The organism is Leclercia sp. M-A074-M, from assembly GCF_965195605.1.
Lineage (GTDB): Bacteria > Pseudomonadota > Gammaproteobacteria > Enterobacterales > Enterobacteriaceae > Enterobacter.
The window spans coordinates 298435-315002 of record NZ_CBDAHM010000001.1; the positions used below are offsets into that span (position 1 = coordinate 298435).

General features: G+C 55.0%; 18 protein-coding genes and 1 tRNA gene. 10 read left to right on the forward strand and 9 right to left on the reverse strand.

The genetic code is table 11. The annotated features are described in order from the left end of the window. Positions 1-10: 10 nt before the first annotated feature. Both ACOKCT_RS01595 and ACOKCT_RS01600 read right to left on the reverse strand, forming a co-directional pair. Positions 11-98 (reverse strand) — tRNA-Ser (locus ACOKCT_RS01595). 145 nt (positions 99-243) lie between these two features. Then, entirely contained in the window at positions 244-1872 is a 1629-nt protein-coding gene (locus tag ACOKCT_RS01600) for an ABC transporter substrate-binding protein (RefSeq protein WP_156654233.1), read from the reverse strand. A 267-nt stretch (positions 1873-2139) separates the two neighbouring features. Here ACOKCT_RS01600 and yccA point away from each other — a divergent pair, with 267 nt between their 5' ends. Together yccA and tusE are read left to right on the forward strand one after the other, a co-directional pair. After that, entirely contained in the window at positions 2140-2799 is a 660-nt protein-coding gene (yccA, locus tag ACOKCT_RS01605) for an FtsH protease modulator YccA (RefSeq protein ID WP_103823337.1), read from the forward strand. An 86-nt stretch (positions 2800-2885) separates the two neighbouring features. Next, the gene (tusE, locus tag ACOKCT_RS01610; RefSeq protein ID WP_103181060.1) at positions 2886-3215 is read left to right on the forward strand and encodes a sulfurtransferase TusE; all 330 of its coding nucleotides are present in this window, start codon (positions 2886-2888) and stop codon (positions 3213-3215) included. Here the strand turns inward: tusE and yccX are convergent. From yccX to ACOKCT_RS01625, 3 genes are all read right to left on the reverse strand, one after another. Beyond that, positions 3212-3493 carry an acylphosphatase gene (gene yccX / locus ACOKCT_RS01615; protein ID WP_103823338.1) on the reverse strand — a complete coding sequence of 94 codons (282 nt, stop codon included), beginning with the start codon at positions 3491-3493 and terminating at the stop codon, positions 3212-3214. The two genes, tusE and yccX, sit on opposite strands and share 4 nt — an antisense overlap. A 61-nt stretch (positions 3494-3554) precedes the next feature. Continuing rightward, positions 3555-4283, reverse strand: a complete 729-nt coding sequence (locus ACOKCT_RS01620) for a helix-turn-helix transcriptional regulator (protein ID WP_371816550.1) — start codon at positions 4281-4283, stop codon at positions 3555-3557. A gap of 71 nt (positions 4284-4354) precedes the next feature. Further along, positions 4355-4912: a kinase inhibitor gene (locus tag ACOKCT_RS01625; protein WP_156654230.1), complete on the reverse strand. Its 558-nt coding sequence runs from the start codon at positions 4910-4912 to the stop codon at positions 4355-4357. Positions 4913-5087: 175 nt separating this feature from the next. On the opposite strand from ACOKCT_RS01625, the gene rlmI reads away from it, so the two are divergent. Both rlmI and hspQ read left to right on the forward strand, forming a co-directional pair. Continuing rightward, positions 5088-6278 carry a 23S rRNA (cytosine(1962)-C(5))-methyltransferase RlmI gene (gene rlmI / locus ACOKCT_RS01630; protein ID WP_420193094.1) on the forward strand — a complete coding sequence of 397 codons (1191 nt, stop codon included), beginning with the start codon at positions 5088-5090 and terminating at the stop codon, positions 6276-6278. A 60-nt stretch (positions 6279-6338) separates the two neighbouring features. After that, positions 6339-6656 (forward strand): heat shock protein HspQ, encoded by a 318-nt coding sequence (gene hspQ / locus ACOKCT_RS01635; protein WP_103823342.1) that lies wholly within the window; start codon positions 6339-6341, stop codon positions 6654-6656. A gap of 37 nt (positions 6657-6693) precedes the next feature. On the opposite strand, the gene ACOKCT_RS01640 is transcribed toward hspQ, so the two are convergent. Beyond that, on the reverse strand, positions 6694-7107 hold the full coding sequence (locus ACOKCT_RS01640) for a CoA-binding protein (protein WP_103178964.1): 414 nt from the start codon (positions 7105-7107) through the stop codon (positions 6694-6696). Positions 7108-7277: 170 nt separating this feature from the next. Here ACOKCT_RS01640 and csgI point away from each other — a divergent pair, with 170 nt between their 5' ends. Together csgI and mgsA are read left to right on the forward strand one after the other, a co-directional pair. Next, on the forward strand, positions 7278-7940 hold the full coding sequence (gene csgI / locus ACOKCT_RS01645) for a curli synthesis inhibitor (protein WP_103178963.1): 663 nt from the start codon (positions 7278-7280) through the stop codon (positions 7938-7940). Positions 7941-8019: 79 nt separating this feature from the next. Further along, positions 8020-8478: a methylglyoxal synthase gene (gene mgsA / locus ACOKCT_RS01650; RefSeq protein WP_156654227.1), complete on the forward strand. Its 459-nt coding sequence runs from the start codon at positions 8020-8022 to the stop codon at positions 8476-8478. A gap of 39 nt (positions 8479-8517) precedes the next feature. Here the strand turns inward: mgsA and helD are convergent, their stop codons facing one another. Next, positions 8518-10572 (reverse strand): DNA helicase IV, encoded by a 2055-nt coding sequence (gene helD, locus ACOKCT_RS01655; RefSeq protein ID WP_103178961.1) that lies wholly within the window; start codon positions 10570-10572, stop codon positions 8518-8520. 123 nt (positions 10573-10695) lie between these two features. Between helD and ACOKCT_RS01660 the strand changes: the two genes are divergently transcribed. Next, positions 10696-11142 carry a YccF domain-containing protein gene (locus ACOKCT_RS01660; protein ID WP_103178960.1) on the forward strand — a complete coding sequence of 149 codons (447 nt, stop codon included), beginning with the start codon at positions 10696-10698 and terminating at the stop codon, positions 11140-11142. Positions 11143-11160: 18 nt separating this feature from the next. Continuing rightward, positions 11161-13296 (forward strand): YccS family putative transporter, encoded by a 2136-nt coding sequence (gene yccS / locus ACOKCT_RS01665; RefSeq protein WP_103178959.1) that lies wholly within the window; start codon positions 11161-11163, stop codon positions 13294-13296. Here the strand turns inward: yccS and ACOKCT_RS01670 are convergent. After that, positions 13277-13906, reverse strand: coding sequence for a TfoX/Sxy family DNA transformation protein (locus ACOKCT_RS01670; RefSeq protein WP_159339193.1), 630 nt, complete (start codon positions 13904-13906; stop codon positions 13277-13279). The two genes, yccS and ACOKCT_RS01670, sit on opposite strands and share 20 nt — an antisense overlap. Before the next feature lie 217 nt (positions 13907-14123). Here ACOKCT_RS01670 and sulA point away from each other — a divergent pair, with 217 nt between their 5' ends. Both sulA and ompA read left to right on the forward strand, forming a co-directional pair. Next, complete coding sequence (gene sulA / locus ACOKCT_RS01675; protein ID WP_156654225.1) at positions 14124-14633, forward strand: SOS-induced cell division inhibitor SulA; 510 nt, start codon at positions 14124-14126, stop codon at positions 14631-14633. 354 nt (positions 14634-14987) lie between these two features. Beyond that, positions 14988-16043: a porin OmpA gene (gene ompA, locus ACOKCT_RS01680; RefSeq protein ID WP_103181059.1), complete on the forward strand. Its 1056-nt coding sequence runs from the start codon at positions 14988-14990 to the stop codon at positions 16041-16043. Between the two features lie 66 nt (positions 16044-16109). Here the strand turns inward: ompA and matP are convergent, their stop codons facing one another. Beyond that, positions 16110-16565, reverse strand: coding sequence for a macrodomain Ter protein MatP (matP, locus tag ACOKCT_RS01685; RefSeq protein ID WP_103178956.1), 456 nt, complete (start codon positions 16563-16565; stop codon positions 16110-16112). Between the last annotated feature and the right edge of the window lie 3 nt (positions 16566-16568).

Sequence of the window (16568 nt, forward strand, 5' to 3'; positions counted from 1 at the left end):
TTATCTAATCTGGCGGAAGCGCAGAGATTCGAACTCTGGAACCCTTTCGGGTCGCCGGTTTTCAAGACCGGTGCCTTCAACCGCTCGGCCACACTTCCAGAATGAGGCGAACTATAAACAGCTCCTTGCGCCCTGTAAAGCGTGCCCGCGATCGTTCGCCTGAAAAATAGTCAAAATGCGGTTAATCGGTTGAATAGCCAACACCCTGACCATTTTATCAGCACAAAATCACGCGCTGACTGCTCAGTGTTTTTTGATATACATATCTTTGGTGAAGTAGTACCCCAGCTTATCCGGCGTAAATCCGCCCACCCACGGCTTCACCAGATGGGTGCGCACGTAGTGATAGACCGGAATAGCCGGGACATCCCGCGCCAGCAGATCTTCGGCCTGCTGGTAAAATGCCCCGCGCTCGGCGGTGGTTTTCGCCTTCGCGGCATTAGCCAGCGCCTCGTCATAGGCCGCATTACTGTACTGGCTGGTGTTCTGACTGTCACCGGTACGGAAGTTATTCAGGAAAGTCGCCGCATCGTCGAAATCGGCGATCCAGGCGTAGCGCACCGCGTCAAAGTTGTGGGTATGCATGGTGTCCAGCATCGTTTTCCACTCCTGGTTTTGCAGCTTCGCCTCCACGCCGAGGTTTTTCTTCCACATCGAGCTGACGGCAATGGCAATCCGCTGGTGTGACTCCGAGGTGTTATACAGGAGGTTAAAGCTGAGCGGGTGGCCGTCGTTAAAGCCTGCTTCGTTCAGCAGTTTTTTCGCTTCGGCGATGCGTTTATCCATCGGCCAGCTGGCGTAATCCGGATTTTTCAGTTTCACCCCGCCGATATCCGGCTGGCTAATCACCCAGGCCGGACGTTGCCCCTGCCCCAGCACCTTTCCGGCAATAATCTCTTTATCCAGCGCCAGGTTCAGCGCCTTGCGCACGCGCGGATCGTTGAACGGCGGCCGGGAGGTATTGAACTGGTAGTAGTAGGTTGCCAGCTGCGGGGAAACATCCACCTCTTTGCCCAGCGTTTTTTGCAGCTGCGCGAACTGGTTGATAGGCAGCGTATAAGCGATATCGATTTCACCCGCCCTGTAGCGGTTCACGTCGGCGGCTTCGGAGGTGATGGGCAGATAAGTCACCTTGTTGATCACCGTATGGGCATTGTCCCAGTAGCGCGGGTTGCGCTCGGCGACGATCCGCTCGTTGACCACCCACTGCTTGAGGGTATAGGCCCCGCTGCCAACAAAGTGCTCCGGCCTGGACCATTTATCGCCGTAGCGACCAATCAGGACCTTATCCACCGGCACCAGCGACGGGTGCGCCAGCATGGCAAGAAATGCCGCGTTGGGCTGATCCAGCGTCACTTCCAGAGTGGTGTCGTTCAGCGCCTTCACCCCCAGGGTATCAGGGGCTTTTTTCCCCTCGGCGATATCGGTGGCGTTGACCATATGCATGTTGCCTGGGAAGCTGGCATACGGCGAGACGGTTTTGGGGTCCACCAGCCGCTGCCAGCTCCAGACTACGTCCTGGGCAGTAATCGCTGTACCGTCGCTCCAGGTAATCCCCGGACGGAGATGGAAGGTCCAGACGGTGTTGTCTTTGTTCTCCCATTTCTCGGCCAGCCGCGGCTGGATCTCACCTTGCGGCGAGACGCTCACCAGCCCGTCGAATATATCGCTGATAATATTGAATTCGACATCGCTTTCGACTTTATGCGGATCGAGCGATGCCGGCTCATTGCCATTATTCCTGACCAGTTCCTGCTTCTCTGCCAGCTCTGTTCCTGCCGGTACACTGGCGGCGAACGCCGTTGTGCTTGCGCACAGGATGCCTGCCGTCAGTAAAGAGAGGGTAAATGTTGCTTGTGATGAGGGTTTCATGTCCTTCGCCTTATAGTTTAGTTTTGACGATGCAAAATAACTCTTAGCGCTGGGGCTGGAATAAGGCAATATATTTCAGTGACCTATAAGAGCTTGATCTGATTAATCCTGACAAACCGGGGTTCGTGCTGCATTGAGCGCATTGCGAAACATTTCATGCTACCTCAATACCTAAGATGCTGAGTAAAGATGGGTAAAACCATTTTATAACCGGCGCGTCGTTTTCTATTCTTGCCGTCAATTACATCTGTCATAAGAGAGTGACTCATGGATCGTATTATTAGTTCTTCACGCGACCGCACATCGCTACTCAGCACCCACAAGGTGCTGCGCAATACCTACTTTATGCTCAGCCTGACGCTGGCCTTCTCCGCGCTGACGGCCACCGCCAGCACCGTACTGATGCTGCCATCGCCGGGACTGATCCTGACCCTGGTCGGTATGTATGGTCTGATGTTCCTGACCTACAAAACGGCTAACAAGCCGGTAGGTATTTTGTCGGCGTTCGCCTTCACCGGTTTCCTGGGCTACATCCTGGGGCCAATGCTTAACACCTACCTGTCTGCCGGTATGGGCGATCTGATCGGCCTGGCGCTGGGGGGGACAGCACTGGTCTTCTTCTGCTGTTCTGCCTATGTGCTGACCACCCGCAAGGACATGTCTTTCCTTGGCGGTATGCTGATGGCGGGCATCGTCGTAGTGCTGATCGGTATGGTGGCGAACATCTTCCTGCAGCTGCCAGCTCTGCACCTGGCTATCAGCGCCGTGTTCATCCTGATCTCCTCCGGGGCGATCCTGATGGAAACCAGCAACATCATTCATGGCGGTGAGACGAACTACATCCGCGCTACCGTGAGCCTGTATGTATCGCTGTACAACATCTTCGTCAGCCTGTTGAGCATCCTGGGCTTCGCCAGCCGCGATTAACCGACAGTGCTCTATAACCAGCCCCGCTTATGCGGGGCTTTCTTTTTTGGTAAACTGTCGCGGTTTTCGATAATTCCGTGATGATTATGCTGAACTTTGAAGGTAAAGAGATTGAGACCGATAGCGAAGGCTATCTGAAAGAGACCAGCCAGTGGAGCGAAGGGCTGGCGGCGATTATCGCCGAAAAAGAGTCTATTGCCCTGACGCCAGAGCACTGGGAAGTGGTGCGCTTTGTGCGCGAATTCTATCTGGAATTTAACACCTCTCCCGCCATCCGCATGCTGGTGAAAGCGATGGCCAATAAGTATGGCGAGGAGAAAGGCAACAGCCGCTACCTCTATCGTCTGTTCCCGAAAGGCCCGGCAAAACAGGCAACCAAAATCGCCGGTCTGCCTAAGCCCGTGAAGTGCATTTAATAGCGAATACCGAAGTTCACGTATTCCCGGCCGGGTTGATGCGGTTCTGACAGAACCTTTTCAACCCGTGCAATGCGCGGCCCGCCCGCCTTAAGCCAGGCGAGCAGTTTATCGACCTGTTCCGCCTCGCCGCAGGCCACCACTTCGACGCTTCCGTCATCCATATTACGCGCGTAACCGGTCAGCCCCAGCTCCGTGGCTTCTCGCTGCGTGCTGTAACGAAAGCCCACACCCTGAACCGTGCCGTGAACCCACGCGATGATGCAGACATTTGCCATACTCCCTCCCCTTATCCATGCCTGACCTGAACCCAAAGAATAGCAAATTATGGCTCCAGGTTTAGCGTAGCGTTTTGGGCAAACAGCCGTAATGCTGGCGGAAACGGGCCGTGAAACGCGAGCTGGACAGGTACCCGCACTGCATGGCGATCTCGCCGATGGGCAGGCGGGTCGACTGTAGCTGCGAGAGCGCTACCGCCATGCGTACCTCCTCCACAATCTGGCGAAAACTTTGCGACTCTTCCCGTAAGCGTCGGCGCAAGGTGGGTACGCTTACGGCCAGACGGCTGGCGATCTCCTGCGCGGTCCATGCCTTACCGGGCGACACCATGATGAAATGCCGTACCTGCTCGGTAAGATTGATATTTCTCTCGATAAGCAGCGGCCCTGCCACCCCATCATGCAGCAGCGCCAGCAGGAGCCCGAAGGCCTGATGCTTTTGCAGCTCTTCCGGAAAACCGTGCCGCACCGCATGCAGCAGATTGCTCCACATAAAGACCAGCCCTTCGCTGAGCGGAGCACACAACGAGTCCGTTCTGGCGCGCGGCCAGGATTGCAGGTAGCGCGTTTTAAACTCGGCGATAATGTCGGGGGATAACAGCAGCAGATCGGAATGAAACAGCTCCTGCGCGGGCTGATTAATGATCTCCATTGGGGTATTCGCCGGAATAATGATTAGCTCATCCGGCGTCGCCACTAAGCGCCGCTCATCCTGAATAATCACCTTGCTGCCGTGTGTAATATGGCAAATGGCCGGGTAAAAAAGCTTTACGTGGTGCAGGCGATGCATCTTGCTGGCATTGACCTCAGCCGCTGTCAGATGATTATGTTGAAAATGAAAATCCTGCACCGGACCACCTTTTATCGTGCGTATGTTGCGGTTAATTGCGCTTTAGCCAGTACATGGCTGTTGAGCATGAAACCGACCAGCGCGCCGCTGGCATTACTGTCGATTGGCAGTTTATCCACATTCAGCGCCCAGACGGTGAACTGATAGGGGTGCGGTTTATCCCCTTCCGGCGGACACGCCCCACCAAAGCCAGCATACCCGAAATCGTTCCGCCCCTGCACCGCCCCTGCGGGTAATTTATCGCTGTCCGTTTTTCCGGCGCCAGCGGGCAGGCTCAGCGTGTGAGCGGGAAGATTGACCAGGGTCCAGTGCCACCAGCCGCTGCCCGTGGGGGCGGCTGGATCGTAGGCCGTGATGGCAAAACTTTTTGTGCCCGCCGGGGGATGCTGCCAGGCCAGCTGTGGCGAGGCATTTCCTCCCTTGCAGCCAAAGCCAGTAAAAACCTGCTGTTGCGTTAAGGGGTGGCCATCGGCGATATCCTGACTGCTGAGACTAAACGGCAACGCCGCAGACGCAGTAAAACTGATTGTCGCCAGCGTAATGACGGCGATGGCAATGTGCTTTTTCATTGTGGTTTCCTTTTGCTGAACCGGAAACCTCACTGTAAAGCTCACGACGAATTCATAATGTGCCTGAGCGATTTTAAAATGTGCCGAAACGCTCAATAGTGTCCGCAGATGATTGCCACTGACCATCTGTGCTACTCTACGCGCCATTTCCCTGGAATCGACAGAACAGAAAATTATGAGTGTACGTTTAGTGTTAGCCAAAGGGCGCGAGAAATCATTGCTGCGCCACCATCCCTGGGTCTTCTCCGGTGCAGTTGCCCGTATGGAAGGCAAAGCCAGCCTCGGTGAAACCATCGATATCGTTGACCACCAGGGTAAATGGTTAGCGCGCGGCGCATACTCGCCTGCGTCCCAGATCCGGGCGCGCGTCTGGACGTTTGATAAAGATGAATCCATCGATATCGACTTCTTTGTCCGTCGCCTGGAGCAGGCGCAGCAGTGGCGCGACTGGCTGGCAAAACGCGACGGGCTGGACAGCTATCGTCTGATCGCCGGTGAATCCGACGGTCTGCCAGGCGTGACCATCGACCGTTTTGGCAATTTCCTGGTGCTGCAGCTGCTAAGCGCGGGGGCGGAGTATCAACGCGCGGCGTTAATCAGCGCGCTGCAGACGCTGTTCCCTGAGTGTGCCATTTACGATCGCAGCGACGTCGCGGTGCGTAAAAAAGAGGGCATGGAACTGACCCAGGGTCCGGTAACGGGAGAACTGCCACCTGCCCTGCTGCCTATCGAAGAGCACGGCATGAAACTGCTGGTGGATATTCAGGGCGGCCACAAAACCGGTTACTACCTCGATCAGCGCGACAGCCGTCTGGCAACACGCCAGTACGTTGCCGACAAGCGCGTGCTGAACTGCTTCTCCTATACCGGCGGTTTTGCGGTTTCGGCGCTGATGGGCGGATGTCGTCAGGTGGTGAGCGTGGATACGTCCCAGGAAGCGCTGGACGTGGCGAAGCAGAACGTCGAGCTGAACAAGCTGGATCTCAGTAAAGCCGAGTTTGTGCGCGATGACGTCTTTAAGCTGCTGCGCAAATACCGCGACCAGGGCGAGACGTTTGACGTGATCGTCATGGATCCGCCGAAGTTCGTGGAAAATAAAAACCAGCTGATGGGCGCCTGTCGTGGGTATAAAGACATTAATATGCTCGCCATCCAGCTGCTTAATCCGGGCGGAGTGTTGCTGACCTTCTCCTGTTCCGGCCTGATGACCACCGAATTATTCCAGAAAATTATCGCGGATGCCGCTGTAGATGCTGGTCGTGATGTACAATTTATAGAGCAGTTCCGTCAGGCGGCCGATCATCCGGTGATCGCTACCTATCCGGAAGGGCTGTATCTGAAAGGATTTGCCTGTCGCATCATGTAACTTGAAAAGTGGAATGTTGCCCACACCTATAGTGTAAGTAACGTTTCCCGGGAGGTGACTATGAATGCCAGCAAATTCGGTATCGGCCAGCAGGTCCGCCATTCCCTGTTAGGTTATCTGGGTGTGGTCGTGGATATCGACCCGGAATATTCTCTCGACGAGCCGTCAGCGGATGAGCTGGCGGTGAATGCAGAACTCCGCGCCGCGCCCTGGTACCACGTGGTGATGGAAGATGACGATGGCCAGGCCGTGCATACCTATCTTGCCGAAGCCCAGTTAAGTAGCGAACAGCAGGATGAACATCCTGAACAGCCATCGATGGATGAACTGGCGCAAACGATCCGCAAACAGTTGCAGGCGCCGCGCCTGCGTAACTAATGAAAACCCGGTAGCCCACGGCTGACCGGGTTTTTTATTACTTCGCCATCCCGAGACGTGGGATCTCAATGGCCGGGCAGCGATCCATCACCACATTCAGGCCTGCATCCCGTGCCAGCACCGCCGCCTGTTCATTGATTACCCCGAGCTGTAGCCACAACGTTTTCGCCCCGACCGCAATGGCTTCCTGCGCCACCCCCCAGGCAGCTTCAGAGTTGCGGAACACATCCACCATGTCGATTTTTTCCGGTACTTCCGCCAGGGTGCCGTATCCCTGCTGGCCCAGCAATGTTTTACCTGCCACTTTTGGTGATACCGGGATCACGTGGTAGCCCTGGTCGAGCAGGTATTTCATCACCCGATAACTCGGGCGATCGGGCTTATCACTCGCCCCTACCAACGCAATGGTTCGGGTGGTGGTAAGGATGTCAGCTATGTTGTTCTCTTTCATTTATCTCCTCCTGGCTCGTTCAAACCGGGTATCAACGCCGTTAAGTATCTTCTCATCCCATACGTCTGTATGAGGGCAAATTGCCGGACTCTGTCTATATGTTAGTAAATATGATTAACGAAAAATTTTGATACATTATTCAAGACGCATGTCTTTTAAGAGGGCTCTCTATGAAAACCGGCATTGCCTGGAGTCTGTTTGCGCTGCTCATGCCGGTTTGCGTTTTCGCCACAACGCTGCGGCTCTCTACAGACATCGACCTGCTGGTACTTGATGGCAAAAAAGTCTCCAGTTCCCTGCTGCGCGGCGCCGATAGCATAGAGTTGGACAACGGTCCGCATCAGATTGTCTTCCGGGTAGAAAAAACCATTCGCCTTGGCAATCACGAGGAGCGCATCTATATCTCCCCTCCTCTGGTCGCCAGCTTTAACACCCAGCGGATCAGTCAGGTTAATTTTAGCCTTCCGCGGCTGGAAACAGAAAAAGAGTCACAACTTTTTGATAAATCACCGCAAATCGAATTGCTGGATGGTGACGCGACCCCGATTCCGGTCAAGCTGGATATTCTGGCGATCACCAATACGCCGAACGGCGTCAATTACGAGTACGATACCGAGCGCTATAACAAAGCCGGGCAGAGCGCCTCGATACCGCAGTTTTCTACCACCATGGCGGATGACAGCACGCTCTTGTCCGGCGTGTCTGAACTGGATATGCCGCCACCGCAATCCCAGAGCATGACGGAGCAGCGCCTGAAATACTGGTTTGCCCAGGCCGATCCCGAGACCCGAAGCCGTTTCCTGCAATGGGCGAAGCAACAACCCTCGTCCTGAGCCGCATTTTTTATCCCTTTCTCTTGCAGCGTCAGGTGCTTCCAGTAATCTGTAGCCAGTTAACTAACGGATAGAGACTATGGAACTCACAACCCGCACACTGCCGGAACGCAAACATATCGCCCTTGTCGCGCACGATCACTGCAAACAGATGCTGCTCAACTGGGTTCAGCGCCATAAATCCCTGTTGGGACAACATCAGCTTTCGGCCACCGGAACAACCGGCAACCTGATCCATCGTGAGACCGGGCTGCAGGTGAATGCCATGCTGAGCGGCCCTATGGGGGGCGATCAGCAGGTGGGCGCCCAGATTTCGGAAGGAAAGATTGATGTGCTGATCTTCTTATGGGACCCGCTCAATGCAGTACCGCACGATCCGGACGTAAAAGCCCTGTTGCGTCTGGCAACGGTGTGGAATATTCCGGTCGCTACTAACCTGTCGACGGCGGACTTTATTATCGAATCCCCACAGTTCAACTCGCCGGTGGAGATCCTGATCCCGGATTATCAGCGCTATCTGGCTGAACGTCTGAAGTAAATGCCCGTCCTGCCGGGTGGCGGCTTCGCCTTACCCGGCCTACGGTTTCCGTGCCACCGGCACATCGATGTTTTTCAACATCTCCACAAAGCGTGACGGCTGCTGTTTATTGAACAGCAACCAGACCCGGTGGCGGGCGCGGGTCATCGCCACATATAACAATCGCCGCTCTTCGGCATCAGGAAAGTCTTCAGTCACAGGCAGCAGAGCCTGCTCCATGACCGATTCGCGCGCAGGCGCCGGGAAACCGTCGCTTCCTTCCTGTAACCCCACGACGATGACATAGTCCGCCTGCTGCCCCTTGCTGGCGTGGATGGTCATAAAATCCAGCTGCAACTTTGGCCAGCGGGTCGCGGCTTTCTCCAGGCTGGCGGGCTTGAGATGGTGATAGCGCGCCAGCACCAGAATGCGCTCCTCCGGTCTGGCGTAACCGCTGAGCTTATCCAACAGGGCATCAAGCTGATCGTCTGCCAGCAGCGTGACCGCTTTTTTGTCCCCTGCCGAGAGGCTGTTCAGCGGTTTTGCCAGCTGATGCGGGTTCTGTTGGATAAAGCGGTTGGCAATCTCACCGATCCGGTTATTGAACCGGTAAGTCGTATCGAGATCGCAGCGATCGCCTTCGCCAAAGTAGTGATGAAACGCGGTAGTCAGCGACAGCTGTGCGCCACTAAAGCGATAGATCGCCTGCCAGTCGTCCCCCACGGCGAACAGAGTGGTGTGCTTGTTCTGTGCCCGCAGCGCCGCCAGCAGCGCCGCACGCTGAGGGGAGATATCCTGAAACTCATCCACCAGTATGTGTTTCCAGGGGCTGATAAAACGACCTTTTTCCAGAATAACGATCGCCTGATGAATCAGGCCGGAAAAATCAACGGCGTTTTCTGCTTTCAGGGCAGCTTTCCACGCCTTAAGCAGCGGTGCCATCAACTTCACCCGCTTTGAAAACAGCGCCTGCACCTCTTCAGGGGCGCCGGCAATCATCTCTGCCTGAGCGCCACCGTGCATGCGCATCAGGCTTACCCAGCGATCGAGCCGGGGTGCCAGTCGGCGCGCCAGCTTCTCGTTTTGCCAGAAACTGCCCTCCGGCACGTCCCAGTTCAGCTCCTCTTCCAGCCACTGGCGCCAGCCTTTGGCCTGCGCTTTTTTCTCGCTACACTGCTGCTGCCAGGCATCGATAAATAGCTTCTGCCGCGCCGCGGTGTCATTTTCAAGCTCGCTGACCACGGGCACCTTTTTACTCCCCTGCTGAATGATGTGCAGGGCAAGGGAGTGGAAGGTTCGGGCGGTAATGTCGCGGGTATGCAGCCGCGCCTCGATCCGCTCATCCATCTCCTGGGCCGCCTTACGGCCAAAGGCCAGGAGTAAAATCTGATCGGCAGAGGCTTCATTGCGGGTCAGCAGCCAGCCTGCCCTGGCCACCAGCACCGAGGTTTTGCCACTACCGGCACCGGCCAGCACCAGCAGCGACGACTCGCCATTGACCACCGCCCGGGCCTGGGCCGGATTGAGGGGGGAAGACTCAATACCGGCAAAAAAGTCGGCATACTGGCTGAGCATGGCGTCGGTCCACGCCTGATTGTGCGCCAGCCTGCTCTGGTCAATGTCTTCCAGCCAGGCCTGACACTGACGCCAGGCTTCCCGGCAGTTATCAAACTCGTCGAGCCGTGAGACGGACAATGGCAAGGCCTGTAACGCCTGGCGAATTTTTTGCTGCAAACCGAGCGTTTTTTCCCGCGTCAGCCAGCTGTTTTGCTCATTTGTTGCGGCAATGTCATTCAGCGCGTTTTGCAGGACCTGCGCCGCCACCTCACTCATTTCAGCACTCCACTGCTGCCAGAGCGTGTTCAGATGGTGGTGAAAACGCTGGGTTTCCGCCCACTCGGTGCCATGCAGACGGACCACTTTTTCATCGGGCAGAACAAACTCCAGCTCCCCCCAGACCAGGCCGCGTTTGCAGTGAATGGCCAATAGCTGGTTGAAAGGGATGAGATATTCATGACGTTCGCCTGAGACCTTGACCCCGGCGTTGAGCAGAACGACTTTGTCGTACGGATGTTGTGCCAGGCGCTTGCCTAACGATGTTGCTTTCAGTTCCATGTCCAGCCTGATCCACGACGTGAATAATTGCATAACAGTTTAACTGCCAGTTTTCAGGTGCTCCAGCGCAAAAAAACGTTACAATCAGCAGGGCTTCAACATTACGGCAAGAATTGAGGTTTTATGCGTACCGTTCTGAATATTTTGAATTTTGTGCTGGGTGGTTTTGTCACTACCCTCTCCTGGCTGCTGGCGACGCTGGTCAGCGTGGTGCTGATCTTCACCCTGCCGCTGACGCGCTCCTGCTGGGAAATCACCAAACTCTCGCTGGTGCCTTACGGTAACGAAGCGGTTCACGTGGATGAACTGGAGCCTGACAGTAAAAGTACGCTGATGAACACCGGCGGAACGCTGCTCAATATTCTGTGGCTGATCTTTTTCGGCTGGTGGCTGTGTGTGATGCATATTGCGGCGGGGATCGCCCAGTGCCTGACCCTGATTGGCATCCCCGTCGGGATCGCCAATTTCAAAATTGCCGCCATCGCTCTATGGCCGGTCGGACGCCGGGTTGTGCCGGTGGAAGTGGCCCGCGCCGCGCGGGAAGCCAACGCCCGCCGTCGTTTTCCGTAACAAGGACCCCGCGCGCCCATGCTAAGCCCCCTGCTTCGCCGCTACACCCTGAACAGCGCCTGGCTCTACAATGCCCGGATCTTTATTGCCCTGTGTGGCAGCACCGCCCTGCCCTGGTGGCTGGGCGAAGTAAAGCTAACCATCCCGCTGACGCTGGGGGTGGTTGCCGGTGCGCTGGCCGACCTGGACGATCGCCTTACCGGTCGGCTGCGCAATCTGGTTATCACCCTGATCTGCTTTTTTATCGCCTCTGCATCGGTTGAGCTGCTCTTCCCGTGGCCATGGTTTTTCGCGATTGGGCTGACGCTCTCCACCAGCGTCTTTATTCTGCTGGGTGGGCTGGGCCAGCGCTACGCCACCATCGCCTTTGGCGCGCTGCTTATTGCCATCTATACCATGCTGGGGGTGTCGCTGTATGACCAGTGGTATCAACAGCCGGTGCTGCTGTTGCTGGGCGCGGTCTGGTATAACCTGCTGACGCTCGCCGGGCATCTTATTTTTCCCATTCGCCCGTTGCAGGATAATCTGGCCCGCAGCTATGAGCAGCTGGCCCACTATCTGGAATTAAAGTCCCGGCTCTTCGATCCGGATATTGAAGATGATGGCCAGGCACCGCTGTACGATCTGGCCCTGGCGAACGGGCAACTGGTGACCACACTAAACCAGACCAAAGCATCGTTACTCACCCGTTTACGCGGCGATCGCGGTCAGCGCGGCACCCGCCGAACCTTACATTATTACTTTGTGGCGCAGGATATCCACGAGCGCGCCAGCTCATCGCATATTCAGTACGCCGATCTGCGCGAAAAGTTTCGCTACAGCGACGTGATGTTCCGCTTCCAGCGTCTGTTGTCCATGCAGTCGCAAGCCTGCCAGCAGCTGTCGCGCTCCATTCTGCTGCGCACCCCTTATCAGCACGATCCGCGATTTGAACGGGCGTTTACCCACCTGGATGCAGCGCTCGACCGCGTTCAGGCCAGCGGCACCTCTGCTGAGCAGATGAAAGCGCTGGGTTTTCTGTTAAATAACTTACGCGCCATAGATGCCCAGCTCGCCACCATCGAATCTGAGCAGGCGCTGGCAACACCCGGTAATGATGTGAATAACCAGCTTGCGGATGACAGTCTGCATGGGTTTAGCGATATCTGGCTGCGTTTAAGTCGTCATTTTTCTCCGGAATCGGCGCTGTTTCGCCATGCGGTGAGGATGTCGCTGGTGCTCTGTATTGGTTATGCTTTTATACAGATAACCGGGCTTAATCACGGCTACTGGATTTTGCTTACCAGCCTCTTTGTCTGTCAGCCCAACTACAACGCCACCCGCCATCGGCTGGCGCTGCGTATTCTCGGCACCCTGGTAGGGGTCGCTGTCGGGTTACCCATCCTTTACTTTGTCCCTTCGCTGGAAGGCCAGCTGATCTTAATTGTGATCACCGGCGTGCTGTTTTTTGCGTTTCGCAATGTGCAATATGCCCACGCCACCATGTTTATCACCCTGCTGGTGCTGCTCTGCTTTAACCTGCTTGGGGAAGGCTTTGAGGTAGCTTTGCCGCGCGTCATTGATACGTTAATTGGCTGCGCCATTGCCTGGGCTGCAGTGAGTTTCATCTGGCCAGACTGGCGGTTCCGTAATCTGCCTCGGGTGCTGGATCAGGCGATGAATGCTAACTGCCGTTATCTCGATGCCATCCTTGAGCAGTATCACCAGGGGCGCGATAACCGTCTGGCGTACCGTATAGCCCGGCGTGACGCCTATAACCGCGACGCGGAGCTGGCTTCTGTGGTGTCGAATATGTCCACGGAGCCGCGGGCAACCGCAGAAACCCGTGAAATCGCATTCCGTTTGCTGTGCCTGAACCATACTTTTACCAGCTACATCGCCGCGTTGGGCGCACACCGCGAGCGGCTCAACAACCCCGCAATCCTGGGGTTGCTCGACGATGCGGTCTGCTATGTTGATGATGCGCTTCATCAACGTCCGGCGGATGAGCCTCGTGTTCAACAGGCACTAAGCGAACTGGCGCAACGCATTTCACATATTGAGCCAGGCGCAGAGAGCAAGGCGCCTCTGGTGCTGCAGCAGATTGGTCTGCTCATCGCGTTGCTGCCAGAAATTTGCCATCTACAACAGCACGTTAATCAACTGCCGGAGTGACGGGCGTCTCAACCGGCAGCTTTTTGTACCACTCCACCAGCTCCTGGCGTCTGACTTCCGGGAGCGCAGCGACGTGGAGCCCGGTGATCGCCCCTTCCAGCGCAAACAGCACCTTGTAACTGAGGTGCTTGTTCAGCGCTCTGATCTTCAGCCAGCACTGTTCTGCTCCCAGCTCACGTAATGCCTCTTCATTGGTGATGCCCGCTTCATAGAGCAGGATCTCCAGCTGAAAGGTGAGATTGGGTAAATCTTTCAGCCTCTCGCGCTTGTAGCGTTCGCAGCGCTCCCGCCGCGCCGCCTCCAGCGCAAACGACGAGAGCTGCAGAAGCGTTTCGCGATCCTGCCAGAGTCCTTCATCGACGCGAAAATAGTTTAACAACACCGGCCGCCCCCGCTTCACCAGCGACAGGAAAGACGAGGCATGCTTTACGCAGTAGGGTGCACTCTCTTCACAGGCCCGCAGGTATAACTCCCCTTCCGACACCATGGCAAATACCGTGTCATCTACCGCCAGAGTGTAACCGCCAAACAGGGCACGATACTGAACCTCGCCCAGAGGAGACAGGTATTCTGCTGATTGATAGATCCGTTCATACGATAACTTTTTCATGATATTTCCCTTTTAAATCATGGAGTAATGATGAAGTCGCTTGTTAACGGATCCGTTAGCCAAAAAATAGGTAACTTATGATTGAACGGCAAGCTGATTTTTCAATACGACTGAATTACAAACCAAATTTGCGAGGAGCTTTCCGAAAATGAGGTTGATCTTTAGTCGCACAGGGGTTACTGTATATCCATACAGTAACTACAGGGCTGGATTGATTATGTACTCTTCAGGCTATGCAAACCGTTCAACTACTTTCTCTTCTACCGCAGGTAAAAGCGCGCTGAATTCCACTGCGCCTGTTTCCACCGGGCTGATTAGTGAAGTGCTCTACCGTGAAGACCAGCCCATGATGACGCAGCTGTTATTGCTGCCACTGTTACAGCAGCTTGGTCAGCAGTCGCGCTGGCAGCTGTGGCTTACGCCGCAGCAGAAATTGAGCCGGGAATGGGTGCAGTCCGCCGGCTTGCCGCTCGCAAAAGTGATGCAGATAAGCCAGATGGATCCATGCCATACTGTAGATTCAATGGTGAGGGCGTTACGTACCGGAAATTACAGCGTCGTGATCGGTTGGTTTACGCACGAGTTGACGGAAACGGAGCAACATCGTCTGGCTGAAGCCGCCGAAGAAGGTAATGCGCTCGGCTTCATAATGCGTCCCATTCGAATGAATGCTCTGGGCAACGGACACCTTTCTGGGCTAAAAATTCACTCCAATTTGTATCATTAAGTAAAAATAAGAGTATTCCTGGAATTTTTTTTGCGCCCTCTGTACGCCGTTGGTTCTCTATAAAAAAGCCGCGAAAAGTCTTGTCTGCCGCGGCTTTCTTCATTTTAGCACGCCTTAAATTGCGCAATAAATGTTAAATATTGTGTATACAAAACTTTTTTTTTCATATGCCTGACAGAGTTCACACTTGTAAGTTTTCAGGTACGTTGTAGACTTTACATCGCCAGGGGTGCTCGGCCTAAGCCGAAGATATCGGTAGGTTTACTCTTTGTCCCCGCCCCCCGGTGAAGGATTTAACCGTGACTCTCATTGAGATTCTCATGGCGATTTTTGGATGATAACGAGGCGCAAAAAATGAAAAAGACAGCTATCGCGATTGCAGTGGCACTGGCTGGTTTCGCTACCGTAGCGCAGGCCGCTCCGAAAGATAATACCTGGTACGCTGGTGGTAAACTGGGCTGGTCTCAGTTCCATGACACTGGTTGGTATAACGACGCTCTGAACAACGACGGTCCAACTCATGAAAGCCAGCTGGGCGCAGGCGCGTTCGGTGGTTATCAGGTTAACCCGTACGTTGGCTTCGAAATGGGTTACGACTGGCTGGGCCGTATGCCTTACAAAGGCGACAACGTTAACGGCGCATTCAAAGCTCAGGGCGTTCAGCTGACTGCTAAACTGGGCTACCCAGTAAATGACGCTGTAGACATCTACACCCGTCTGGGCGGCATGGTATGGCGTGCAGACTCCAGCAACAGCATCGCTGGCGACGACCATGACACCGGCGTATCCCCAGTATTCGCTGGTGGCGTTGAGTGGGCTATGACCCGTGACGTTGCTACCCGTCTGGAATACCAGTGGGTTAACAACATCGGCGACGGCAACACCGTTGGTGTTCGTCCAGACAACGGCATGCTGAGCGTGGGTGTTTCCTACCGTTTCGGCCAGCAGGAAGAAGCAGCGCCAATCGTTGCTCCAGCTCCAGCACCGGCTCCAGAAGTACAGACCAAGCACTTCACTCTGAAGTCTGACGTTCTGTTCAACTTCAACAAAGCAACCCTGAAACCAGAAGGTCAGCAGGCACTGGATCAGCTGTACACCCAGCTGAGCAACCTGGATCCTAAAGATGGTTCCGTCGTGGTTCTGGGCTTCACCGACCGTATCGGTTCTGACGCTTACAACCAGGGTCTGTCTGAGAAACGTGCTCAGTCCGTTGTTGACTACCTGATCTCTAAAGGTATCCCGGCTAACAAGATCTCCCCACGTGGTATGGGCGAATCTAACCCAGTTACCGGTTCTACCTGTGACAACGTGAAAGCTCGCGCTGCACTGATCGACTGCCTGGCTCCAGATCGTCGCGTAGAGATCGAAGTTAAAGGCATCAAAGACGTTGTAACTCAGCCAGCGGCATAAGTTATCGTCTGACAAAAAACCCCGCCATGTTGCGGGGTTTTTTATTGCCTGAAGTAAAGTAAAACGCTACTTTTTACCGGCCAGCAGCGCCTGGAGATCGGTTTTCAGGGTCGACATCTGACTGGCGTACTTCTCTTTATGTTCCGCATCTTCAATCAGCTGTACGATGGTTTCTGACAAGGTTTTCCCCCGTCGCTGGGCGAGCCCGGCCAGACGCTGCCAGACCATGAACTCCAGATCAATCGACTTTTTACGGGTATGTTGATGCTCAGCATTAAAGTGCCGTTTGCGCCGCGCACGGATAGTCTGCTTCATTCGGTTCAGTAAGGCAGGATTAATATGCTTTTCAATCCAGCCATTGACCAGAATGGGTTCATTTTCGAGGGTCAGCAATAAATCTACAGCTTCTTTTGCAGCACTGGCTTCGAGGTAGCAGGTGATCAACTCCCCTTCACGGTGTTTTTTGACCAGATACTTCCATTTCCAGCCGCTTTCGAGATTTTCCAGTTGTTGATATTTCATTGC